Annotated in this window: 8 protein-coding genes and 2 pseudogenes; 4 read left to right on the top strand and 6 right to left on the bottom strand. The window is 64.4% G+C overall.

Annotated features, from left to right (window positions below):
- From EOA60_RS05820 to EOA60_RS05805, 4 genes and pseudogenes are all read right to left on the bottom strand, one after another.
- A pseudogene (locus EOA60_RS05820) lies at positions 1 to 378 on the bottom strand (xanthine dehydrogenase family protein molybdopterin-binding subunit); the annotation flags it as partial.
- Between the two features lie 2 nt (positions 379 to 380).
- Positions 381 to 1,403 carry a xanthine dehydrogenase family protein subunit M gene (locus EOA60_RS05815; protein ID WP_095825730.1) on the bottom strand — a complete coding sequence of 341 codons (1,023 nt, stop codon included), beginning with the start codon at positions 1,401 to 1,403 and terminating at the stop codon, positions 381 to 383.
- 2 nt (positions 1,404 to 1,405) lie between these two features.
- Positions 1,406 to 2,026, bottom strand: coding sequence for a (2Fe-2S)-binding protein (locus EOA60_RS05810; RefSeq protein WP_095825731.1), 621 nt, complete (start codon positions 2,024 to 2,026; stop codon positions 1,406 to 1,408).
- A 354-nt stretch (positions 2,027 to 2,380) separates the two neighbouring features.
- Positions 2,381 to 2,617, bottom strand: coding sequence for a KTSC domain-containing protein (locus EOA60_RS05805; RefSeq protein WP_348627461.1), 237 nt, complete (start codon positions 2,615 to 2,617; stop codon positions 2,381 to 2,383).
- 94 nt (positions 2,618 to 2,711) lie between these two features.
- On the opposite strand from EOA60_RS05805, the gene EOA60_RS05800 reads away from it, so the two are divergent.
- A complete protein-coding gene (locus tag EOA60_RS05800; RefSeq protein ID WP_095825732.1) occupies positions 2,712 to 3,317 on the top strand; it encodes an alpha-ketoglutarate-dependent dioxygenase AlkB in 606 nt (201 codons plus the stop codon).
- A 39-nt stretch (positions 3,318 to 3,356) separates the two neighbouring features.
- Here the strand turns inward: EOA60_RS05800 and hydA are convergent, their stop codons facing one another.
- Entirely contained in the window at positions 3,357 to 4,799 is a 1,443-nt protein-coding gene (gene hydA / locus EOA60_RS05795; RefSeq protein WP_095825733.1) for a dihydropyrimidinase, read from the bottom strand.
- Between the two features lie 54 nt (positions 4,800 to 4,853).
- A complete protein-coding gene (locus tag EOA60_RS05790; RefSeq protein WP_095825734.1) occupies positions 4,854 to 7,274 on the bottom strand; it encodes an FAD-dependent oxidoreductase in 2,421 nt (806 codons plus the stop codon).
- A 500-nt stretch (positions 7,275 to 7,774) separates the two neighbouring features.
- On the opposite strand from EOA60_RS05790, the gene EOA60_RS05785 reads away from it, so the two are divergent.
- From EOA60_RS05785 to EOA60_RS05775, 3 genes and pseudogenes are all read left to right on the top strand, one after another.
- Positions 7,775 to 9,448 carry an ABC transporter substrate-binding protein gene (locus EOA60_RS05785; RefSeq protein WP_095825816.1) on the top strand — a complete coding sequence of 558 codons (1,674 nt, stop codon included), beginning with the start codon at positions 7,775 to 7,777 and terminating at the stop codon, positions 9,446 to 9,448.
- Positions 9,449 to 9,525: 77 nt separating this feature from the next.
- On the top strand, positions 9,526 to 10,539 hold the full coding sequence (locus tag EOA60_RS05780) for an ABC transporter permease (RefSeq protein ID WP_066989127.1): 1,014 nt from the start codon (positions 9,526 to 9,528) through the stop codon (positions 10,537 to 10,539).
- Positions 10,536 to 10,916: pseudogene (locus tag EOA60_RS05775) on the top strand (ABC transporter permease); the annotation flags it as partial. The gene EOA60_RS05780 and the pseudogene EOA60_RS05775, both read left to right, overlap by 4 nt.

Raw genomic sequence — 10,916 nt, 5'->3', positions numbered from 1 at the left:
ACCTCGATCGGACCGCTGCATGACAGGACGATTTTCCACGACGGCCAAGGCGATGATCTGGCCGTCGTGGAAAATCGTCCTGTCATGCAGCGGTCCGATCGAGGTCGCGCCGGCGTTGCCGAATTTCGGCTTCTCGACCTTGTCCATGTCGCCATAAGTGACGATGTTGAGAAGGCCGGGCACGGCACGGGCATCGTCCAGGTGAAGCTTCGTCACCATGCCCTTGGCGATGCTGCTGGTGGCCAGCGCGCCATAGGCTAGGTTTGCCGTCGGCAGGTCTGCCGGATAGTGGGCTTGCCCGGTGACTTTCAGCCGCGCATCGACGCGCGGCAGCGGTTCGCCCATGTTCTCCTTGGGCTTCGGAGCGGCTGGGTCCATGGTCACACCTTCATGTCTCGCGTTTCGAGCAGCGCGCGCACCAGCGTCCGCTTGCCGAGCTCGATCTTGAACGCATTGTGCTGGCGCGGTTCGGCACCGGCAAAGGCAGCGTCCGCCGCCGCACCTGCCGATGCCTCGTCGAGCTTCTTGCCCTGCAGGGCCGCTTCGGCCTCGCCGGCGCGCCACGGCACCGTCGCCAGCCCGCCGAGCGCAATCCTTGCCTCGCGGACGCTGTCGCCGTCGAGGTCGAGCGCAACGGCCGCCGAGGCCAGCGCAAAGGCATAAGACTCGCGGTCGCGGATCTTCAGGTAATGCGAGCGCCGGGCCCACGGTAAGGCAGGCACCTCGATGGCGGTGATGATCTCGTCCGCCGCCAGATCCGTCTCGATATGCGGCGTGTCGCGGGGCAGCCGATGCAGCCTGGCAAAGGGAATTTCGCGCGCTCCGCGAGACCCCTCGGCTCGAATAACGGCATCGAGCGCAATCAGAGCCTGGGCAAAGTCGCCGTGATAGGTGGCAATGCAGGCATCGCTGGCGCCCAGCACCGCGTGCTGGCGGTTGAAGCCTTCCATCGCCGCGCAGCCCGAACCCGGCACCCGCTTGTTGCAGGCCCAGGAGGGCTCGCGGAAATATTCGCAGCGCGTTCGCTGCAGCATGTTGCCGGCAAGGCTCGCCATGTTGCGGATCTGGCCGCTCGCCGCCAGCCGCAAACTTTCGGCAATGACGGGATAGCGGCGTTTGACTTCGCCATGGTCGGCAGCCTCGCCCATCCGCACCAGGGCGCCGAAGCGCACGCCGTCGTCGGTAACCCTGATCTGCCTCAGCCCTGGCTCTTCGAGCCGGTTGAGGTCCAGCAGCCGGTTGGGCGCCGCCACCCCAAGTTTCATATAGTCTGCAAGATTGGTGCCGCCTGCGATGAACTGCGCGTTCGCCCGTGTCGGCTGGTCGTCCTCGGTGGTAAAGCGGGATGCGATGGCGACCGCGGCGGAGACATCTGTCGGCCGTTCATAGATGAAGGGGCGCATCGTCAGGTTCCTCTCGCCTGATCGCGCGCCTGGACGACCGCGGCGACGATGTTCGGGTAGGCCGCACAGCGGCAGATATTGCCGCTCATGTATTCGCGGATGTCGTCCTCGGAGTTGGCGTGGCCTTCGTTGACGCAGCCGATGGCCGACATGATCTGACCCGGCGTGCAGTAGCCGCACTGGAACGCGTCGTGGTCGATGAAGGCCTGCTGCATCGGATGCAGCTTGCCGTCGCTCGAGGCAAGCCCTTCGACGGTCGTCACCTCCTTGCCGTCGTTCATCACGGCGAAGCTCAAGCAGGAGAGCACGCGCTTTCCGTCCACCAGAACGGTGCAGGCGCCGCACTGCCCATGGTCGCAACCTTTTTTCGTGCCGGTAAGGCCGACATGGTCCCGCAGGGCGTCAAGCAGGCTGGTCCTGGCATCCAGCGAAAGCTCGTAAGGCTGCTTGTTGATGCGCAAGGACACCGCGACCTTTTCCCTCAAGCCGGAACGGGTCGCGGCCGGTTTTGCCGCTCTCGTTGGGGAGCTGAGCAAGGGCGCCGCCGCGGCGGCTGAGACAGTAGCTGTCATGAAGCTTCGCCGGCTGAGGCCGGTCGTGCTTGGCGCGGAAATTCGGGACATGGCTCGCTCCCAGGCTGGCTGTCATCGGGGCTGGCTATGGGGCGCTAACCTCTCAACGGGGGCATTGTTCCGAATTTTGCAGGCGAAGGCCCGGAAGCTCACGCGACTGTGACAGCATCGACGGAAGTCGGAGGCAGAGCACGCCGGGACAGCAGAGGAACGTTCCGCGCAAGGGAGGTTGACTGCCACGCGGCGGTGCGCACCGGCGCTGCGCAAGCTCGCACAACCGATCGAAAGTCACACCGGTAGATACCAATTCCCCAGTTCGAACCGTAGCTGAGCAATAAGGCTAACAGGCCCTGCCCAACGACAGGAGGGGTGGCTTCGAGCAGGGCATTGGAGCGGGGCTCTGGTTCAATGCTGCGGTCCTTGCGCCACCAGATGGAAGCTGTATCGGTCGCGCACGAACTCGTTGAAGAACCGGCCCTTGGACCGAGCAGCCTTGAATGCCGCGTGGGTCTCTGGCTCAACCTGCTCATAGTCATAGCGGTCGCCGCTCGGGACAAACCATACCGAAAGGATTCGTCGCCGGGTCGTAATAGATGTTCCGGTTGGCGGTGGAAGGCATGAAACGAGCGCCCCGTTGGCCAATGCGTAATTCCCGGAGCTGTCAATGGGTTCCGTCGCACCGGCTGCCGACGGATCAGGGCCTTGCGAGACCTGCCGAATTGCCTATCTGAGGTTTATGCCGTCAACGAAATCGAGCGCCACGGCGCAAGTCCGCCAAGGAGATCTTTTCGGTGTCCCGAACAGCCTGCCGGAAGGATTCCGCTACCGGCCGGAGCTGATCACGCGCAACGAAGAAAGCGCGTTGGTGCGCTGCATCGAAGGCCTGCCGTTCAAGCCCTTCGACTTCCACGGCCATCTAGCCAACAGGCAGGTTGTCGGCTTCGGGCTGCGTTACGACTACGACCGCCGCGAGGTCGTGGAAGCACCGGCCATACCCGACTTCCTGCTGCCGCTTCGCGACAAGGTCGCCGACTTCGCCGGTCGGCCCGCGTCGGAGTTCTCGCAGGTGCTGATCAACGAATACCGGCCTGGCGCGGGCATCGGCTGGCATCGCGACAAGCCCCATTTCGAGCTCGTCGCAGGCGTCTCCCTGCTGGCATCCTGCAGTTTCCGGCTGCGCCGCAGGAACGGCGCGACATGGGACCGGCAGACGATCGAGGTCGAGCCGAGATCCGCCTATCTCATGGCCGGTCCGGCGCGCAACGAATGGGAGCACAGCATTCCGCCGCTCGCAGAACACCGCTACTCGGTCACATTTCGGACCTTGCGACCCACGCTGTAAGTCCGACGTTCTGCCAGGCCGATATTCCAAGTCGCCCAATCAGGGGTCGAGCCATGGCGTGGTGTCCTCCACAGCCGTGCCGGCCTTTGCCGGATCGGACGGACGGCGCGCGACGAAGCCGCCGAAACCAGCTTGCGCCTGCAGCTTTTCGCCCGCGATCAGCGGCTCACCACGCAGCAGCACGGTGATCGGCTTGCCCGTCACCGCCTTGCCTTCGTAAGGCGAAAAGTCGACGCGCGAGTGCAGCATTTCGTGGCCGATGGTCCACTTGCGTGCCGGGTCCCAGAGCGCGAGATCAGCGTCCAGGCCGGGGGCGATGCGACCCTTGCGGTGGTCGAGACCGTAGATCGCGGCGGCATTGCGCGAGGTCAGATCCAGATATCGCTGCAGCGAAAGGCGCCCCGTCAGCAGCCCTTCGGAAAACAGCAGCGGCAGCCTGGTTTCCAGGCCCGGAATACCGCTCAATGTCGTGGTGAAACCTGGCTGCGGCGCTTTGCCGATCTTGTCGGCGAAATAATAGGGCGAATGATCGGACGACCAGAGGTCGATGCCGCCGTCCGCCAGCAGCCGCCAGAGATGCTCGCGGCTATGCGGCGTGCGCGGCGGCGGCGAAAAGACGAAGCGGGCGGCGTCCCTGCCTGGGCGGGCGAGGTCCGCGGCACCGAGGAAGATGTATTGCGGGCAGGTTTCGGCCGCGACGTCGACGCCGCGCTGACGCGCCCGCGCGACTTCCTCGGCGGACTGCCGCGACGACACATGGACGATGGCCATGCGGGTGCCGGTCATCTCCGCCAGCGCCAGAGCCCGATGGGTCGCCTCGCGCTCCATGATCTCGCTGTGCGCCACGGCGTGATAGCGCATCTCGGTGCGGCCAAGCTCGATCAGCCGCTGCCGCGTGCGCCGAATGGCGGCATCGTTCTCGGCATGAACCATGACGATCCAGCCGAGCTTCCTCGCCGTATCGAGCACGGTGAAGAACAGGTCGTCGTCGACCGCGAAGCCCTGGTAGGTCATGAAAAGCTTGACCGAAGCAATGCCTTGCCCGGCCAATTGGCTAAGTTGTGCCTCGACGTTGGCGCCGGTCCCCATCGTCACCACCGCATGGAGGCCGTAGTCGATGATGGAACGGCCGGCCGCGCAGCCCATCGCCCGTTCGAGCGCATCCACCGTGGTCATATTTGGACCCGGCATGCCGAAGGGCACGATGCAGGTCGTGCCGCCGAATGCGGCCGAGATGGAGCCCGATTCAAAATCGTCGGCGTTACCGGCCCCGCCCCAAACAGGCTGGTCGAGATGGCAGTGGGCATCGATGCCGCCAGGCATCACCCACAGGCCCGCGGCGTCAATGGTTTGCCCACCTTGCAGGCCTGAATCGATCGCCGCAATGCGGCCGTCATCGATGCCGACGTCGCAATCCCGCCAACCGTCATCCAAAGCGACCCTACCGCCTTTTACGACCAGCTGATGCGAGCGCCGCGCCATTCGTGCCGCTCACGCCGCTGTGCTGTTGCGGGTCACCGGGCAGGCAAGCACCGGTCAGGCCCTCAGCCGCTTGCCATCGGGATCGAAGGGCGGCCTGTCGAGCAACACGGCATTGTGCGGCCGGCCGAGGATCGCGACGGTGACGGCATCGCCGGATTTCACCGAGCCCGCCTTCACGTAGCCGAGCGCCAGCGACATCCCGACATGATAGCCGTAGGCGCCAGACGTGACCTGGCCGACCGGCGTGCCATCGGGAAGGAAGATCGGCTCGCCGCCGGTGGCGTCGGCATCCTTCGCCTCGATCGAGATCATGATCAGCTCGTCGCGGGCCGGCTGCGATGCCAGCGCGGCATAGGCGTCGCGGTTGAGGAAGTCGCCCTTATCCATCTTGATCAGGCGGTCGAACTTCACTTCCTGCGGCCAATATTCGGGCGAGTATTCGCGGCCCCAGCTGCCATAGCCCTTCTCCACCCTGAGCGACATCAGCGCGCGCGAGCCGACCGGCCCGCCGCCTTCCTGACGCGCCGCGTCGAGCAGGGCGTTGTAAAGAGCGGTCTGGTCCTTCTCCTCGCAATAGAGCTCCCAGCCGAGATCGCCGGTGAAGGAGACGCGCAGCGCAATGACATCGAGCCCGGCAACGGTGATGCGGCGCGAGGCCATGAAGGGGAACGACGCCGTCGTCAAATCGTCATTGGTCAGGCGCTGCAGCACCGCGCGCGACTTCGGCCCGGCGACGTTGAAGCCGCACATGTCCTCGGTGAGCGAGCGGAACGTCGTGCCCTCCGGCAAGGGCAGCATCTTGAAGAAACGCTGATGATAGCGCTCGGCCATGCCGGAGCCGAAGACGCGATACTCGTCCTCCGCCAGCTTGGTGACGGTAAAGTCGCCGGCGATGCCGCCGCGCTTGCCGATCAGCGGCGTCAGGCAGGATCGTCCGACCCGCGAGGGAATCTTGTTGGCGAAAAGCGCGTTCAGCCAGGCCTCGGCGCCCGGCCCCTTCACCTCGTATTTGGCGAAGTTGGAGATGTCGATGATGCCGACATGGTCGCGCAGCATGCGCGCCTCGCGGCCGACAGGGTGCCACCAGTTCTGCCTGGTGAAGCCGATCGTCTCCTCGCGCGGCTCGCCGTCGATCGAGAACCACAGCGGATGCTCCCAGCCGAAGTTCAGGCCGAACACCGCGCCGTTTTCCTTCTGCATGGAATAGGCCGGCCGTGTGCGCACCGGCCGTCCAGCGGCGCGCTCCTCGTTTGGGAAATGGATCTTGAAGCGATGGCTGTACTGGTCCTGCACGCGCGCCTTGACGAATGCCTTGCCCGCCCAGTGGCCGAAGCGGGCGAGATCCCAGCCGAACATGTCGAGCGTCGGCTCGCCCTCGATCATCCACTCGGCCGCCAGGCGCCCGAGGCCGCCGGATTGCGAAAAGCCCGGAATGATGCCGGCGCAGCAGAAATAGTTGCGCAGCTCCGGCACCGGGCCGAACAGCGCGGCGCTGTCCGGCGACCAGATCATCGGTCCGTTGATCACCCTCTTGACGCCGGCAGCGCCGACCGCCGGCACGCGGGCGATCGCGCGCATCATGTTCTCCTCGATGCGTTCCAGATCGTCCGGGAACAGCTCGTGGCCGAAATCCTGCGGCGTCCCGTCCTCGGCCCAGAATTTCATCGCCCGCTCATAGGCGCCGATCAGCAGGCCGAGGCCCTCCTGACGCAGGTAATATTCGCCATCGCGGTCGGCGACCGAAGGCAGACGCCGGCCCATCGAGGCGATCTCTGGGATGGTCTCGGTGACGAAATACTGGTGCTCGGTCGGTATGAGGGGCAGCGCCAACCCGGCCATCGCGCCGACCTCACGCGCCCACAGTCCGGCGGCGTTCACCACCCATTGCGTGCGGACGTCGCCCTTGGTGGTGCGCACGATCCAGCTGCCGTCCGGCTGCTGCTCCGTTCCGGTCACCGCGGTGAAGCGGTGGATTTCGGCGCCACGCTGGCGCGCGCCGGCCGCGTAGGCGGCCGTCACGCCCGAAGGATCGACATTGCCGCCTTCGGGTTCGTACATGATGCAGCGTATGCCGTCGAAGTCGACGAGCGGGTGCAGCCGCTCGGCCTCCGCGCGGTCGACCTCGTAGAAGTTCATCTTGTAGCGGCGGGCTTTGGCTTCCTGCAGCCGGAGCTGATGTTCACGCGCCTCGGTCTGGGCGAGATAAAGCGATCCCGGCTGGAAGATGCCGCAGCCCTGACCAGTCTCCTTCTCCAGCTCCTTGTAGAGCGCCATGGTGTAATGCTGCAGGCGGCTGATATTGGTCGAGTCGTGCAAGCCGTGAATGTTGGCCGCAGCATGCCAGGTCGAGCCCGAGGTGAGCTCGTCGCGCTCGAACAGCACGACATCGCTCCAGCCGTGCTTGGTCAGATGATAGAGGATCGAGCATCCGATCAGGCCGCCGCCGATCACAACAGCCTGGGCATGAGTCCGCATTTACGTGTTCCTTGTGGCTGTGTGCCGGAGCCGGACGGCCGGGCGACGGGCCGGATAACAACAGGGGTCCGTGCTGGCTCTTGTGCCGACAACATGACCCCACTTTTTCGAACGCCGGCAATGTAGAAAGCTCGGGAAACGACTGTAAAGCCTGCTATTGGGGCTGGCTGCTGCTTTTCGGGGCAGTTAAGAGCAAAAAAAACGAGGTCATAGCCACATCAATCTTCGTTTGTAGGCATAGAGGCCGGGTGTAGCTTTTGGCGGGGAATTGAGCAGCCGCGACCAGCGGCGCCACCAATGGGAGCCACCCGCCATGGACCTGCATTCCGAGCGCGGATACAGACCGGTCAGACCGGCATGCCTCTCGTCGTCCATGCGTCTTGACGGTCCGGCGGCGCGGTCGCGCCGCGGCCTTCAAAACCGGTTCCGCACCAGTCGAAAAGACAGCGCCGAAGCGCCCTGTCCGGCACGCGCATCGCGACAACTCGGAGGTTAAGACCTTGGACAAGACATCGCATCCCTATATTCCGACACTGCTCGATCAGCTTAACGAGGGCGAGATCAGCCGCAGGGACTTCTTGCGCAAGTCGACGCTGCTCGGGCTTTCGGCCGGCGCGGCCTATGCCATGGCCGGCATCATCGACCCGGCGACGCAAGCGCGTGCCGGCGACCTGCCGAAAGGCGGCAATTTGCGCATCGGCATGCGCTGCATGGAGATCAAGGATCCGCATCTGGCCGACTTCGCCGAAAAATCCAACGTCATCCGCCAGGTCTGCGAATATTTGACCTTTACCGACCGCAACAACATCACTCACCCCTATCTCTTGGAGAAGTGGGACGTCAGCGATGACCTGAAGACCTGGACGCTGCACATCCGCAAGGATGTCAAATGGCGTGACGGCAGGGCGCTTAATGCCGACGACGTGGTCTGGAACCTGAAGCGTGTCAGCGATCCCAAAGTCGGCTCCTCGGTGCTCGGCCTGTTCACCGGCTATCTCGTCGAGGAGTACGATACCGGCGAAAAGGACGACAATGGCAATCCGAAGAAGTCGAGCCGGCTCTGGTCCGACAAGGCGATCGAGAAGGTCGACGACAGCACGGTGCGGCTGAACCTGTTCTCGCCGCAGATCGCGGTCGCCGAACATCTCTTCCACTATCCGATGTTCATCCTCGATCCGAAGGACAACGGCGCCTTCGGCCCGAGCGCCAACGGCACCGGTCCCTTCGAGATGGTCGAATACACGGTCGGCAAGGGCGCGAAGTACAAGGCGCGGGCCGATTATTGGGGCGGTGCTGCGCATCTCGACACGTTTGAATTCGTCGACCTCGGCGACAATCCCGGCGCCGGCATCGCGGCGATGGCGTCCAAGCAGGTCGATGGCCTGTCGGAAGCCGACGCGGTGCAGATCAATTCGATGAAGGCCTTCCCTCATGTCTCGGTCCACAAGGTCGAGACGACGCAGACCATCGTCATGCGCATGCATCCCGATGTCGAGCAGTTCAAGGACAAGCGCGTGCGCCAGGCCATGCGCCATGCGCTCGACCGCGACAAGATCATCCAGACCGTCCTGCTCGGCGCCGGCACGCTGGCCGAGGACCACCATGTGGCGCCGTCGCACCCCGAATATGCCGCGCTGCCCAAATGGCCGCGCGACGTCGAGAAGGCGAAGAAGCTGATGGCCGACGCCGGCCATGCCGACGGTTTCGAAGTGGATTTGGTGACGCGGCCCGACCCGATCTGGGAGCTCAACACGACACAGGCGATGGCCGAACAGCTGAAGGACATCGGCATCAAGGCCAACATCAAGTCGCTGCCGAGCGCGCAGTACTGGGAAGTGTGGACCAGCGCGCCCTTCAGCCTGACCGCCTGGGGCCACCGCCCGCTCGCCATCATGACGCTCGGCCTCGCCTACCGCTCCAATGCCGCCTGGAATGAATCGCATTTCTCGAACGCCGAATTCGACAAGCTGCTCACCCAGGCCGAGGGCATTCTCGACCCGAAGGAGCGCAGCAAGGTGATGGAGAAGATCGAGCTGATCATGCAGGACGAGGGCCCGATCGTGCAGCCGTTCTGGCGCATCTTCTCGACCGTCATGGACAAGAAGGTGCAGGGCTTCGAACTGCATCCATCACAGTACATCTTCGCCAAGGATTATGCGGTCGCCTCCGCCTAGACCACGCTGCGCCCGGCCGGCGACAGAACGGCCGGGCGTTCCTTTCCACTCGCACCCAGAACGGAAACGTCCGGCTGATGGCAATATTCGTGGCGAAACGGCTGGCGATGATGCTGCTCACCATGGTCGCGGCCTCCTTTCTGGTATTCGCCGTCTGCGAGTTCACCCCGGGCAGCGTCGCGCGCAAATCGCTCGGGCCGTTCGCGACGCAAGAGCAGGTCGATTTCCTGACCAAGAAGCTGAGGGCCGACGATCCGCTGCTGGTGCGCTACGGGCGCTGGGCGGGCGTGCTGCTCGGCATCATTCCGGATCCGCTCCAGGACCCGAGCACCGGGCTCAATTTCAAGGATCCGCGCGGCGCGCAGTATTTCGGCAATTTCGGCTATTCGACGCTGAACAAGCTGCCCGTCAACGACGTCATCTGGAACCGGCTCGGCAATACGGCGATCCTGGCCGGGCTGGCCTTTCTGCTGATCGTGCCGCTGTCGATCGTCTTCGGCATCCTGTCCGGCCTGAAGGAAGGCGGCGTGCTCGACCGGCTCCTGTCGGTGATCTGCATAACCTTCACCTCGATCCCGGAATTCGCGTCGGGCGTGTTTCTGGTCACCCTATTCGTCATTCTCTGGCCGGTGCTGCCGGGCACCAGCCCGCTCGATACAGAGGGCGGCTGGTCCGTTCCCTCGCAGCTCGTGCTGCCGGTGGCGGTGCTCGTCATCTATGATTTCGGCTATGTCGCGCGCATGATCCGCGTGTCCATGATCGGGGTGATGGAAAAGCCCTTCATCCGCACCGCGGTACTGAAGGGAATGAGCACACGCCAGGTCGTCATCGGCCATGCCCTGCGAAACGCGATGATCGCCCCGTTCACGGTGCTGCTCCTGCAGATCAACTTCCTGATCAGCGGCGTGGTGGTGACCGAGCTCGTTTTCGCCTATCCCGGCTTCGGTCGGCTGCTGCTCGATGCCAGCCTCTTCGGCGACATCGCGACCATCGAGGCGGCCACGCTGATCACCGTCGCCATCGCGGTCACGACGCAATTCGTCGGCGATCTCGGTTACATGCTGCTCGATCCACGCATAAGATTGCGATGAGCGCACTGGTCGAGCAGAGAGCTATGGAGGCGACGGCCGTCAAGGCAACGGGCAGGGCACGCCTGAAATGGGCGCGCATCCTGCGCTCGCCTACCGCACTGGTCGGGCTGTTCCTGGTCGGCTTCTGGGTGCTTGCGGCGATCCTCGCACCGGTGCTGCCGCTCTATTCTCCGACCGAGCAGGATGTGATGGCGCTAGCCGACCCGACGCCATCGGCGGCGCATTGGCTCGGCGTCGACATTCTCGGCCGCGATGAGCTGTCTCGCCTGATCTTCGGCGCTCGCACCGTGCTGGTCGTCGCGCCGCTTTCCGTCGCGGTCGCCATGATCGTCGGCATCACGCTCGGCATGATCGCCGGCTATTACGGCGGCTGGATC

The sequence above is a fragment of the Mesorhizobium sp. M1A.F.Ca.IN.020.06.1.1 genome (assembly GCF_004023265.1).
GTDB lineage: Bacteria > Pseudomonadota > Alphaproteobacteria > Rhizobiales > Rhizobiaceae > Mesorhizobium.
This window is presented reverse-complemented; position numbering and strand designations above follow the sequence as displayed.

Bases quoted from the DNA above. Each gene is read 5' to 3' on its own strand.
- EOA60_RS05815 (WP_095825730.1), bottom strand. From the start codon at position 1,403: ATGCGCCCCTTCATCTATGAACGGCCGACAGATGTCTCCGCCGCGGTC.
- EOA60_RS05810 (WP_095825731.1), bottom strand. From the start codon at position 2,026: ATGTCCCGAATTTCCGCGCCAAGCACGACCGGCCTCAGCCGGCGAAGC.
- EOA60_RS05800 (WP_095825732.1), top strand. From the start codon at position 2,712: ATGCCGTCAACGAAATCGAGCGCCACGGCGCAAGTCCGCCAAGGAGAT.
- hydA (WP_095825733.1), bottom strand. From the start codon at position 4,799: ATGGCGCGGCGCTCGCATCAGCTGGTCGTAAAAGGCGGTAGGGTCGCT.
- EOA60_RS05790 (WP_095825734.1), bottom strand. From the start codon at position 7,274: ATGCGGACTCATGCCCAGGCTGTTGTGATCGGCGGCGGCCTGATCGGA.
- EOA60_RS05780 (WP_066989127.1), top strand. From the start codon at position 9,526: ATGGCAATATTCGTGGCGAAACGGCTGGCGATGATGCTGCTCACCATG.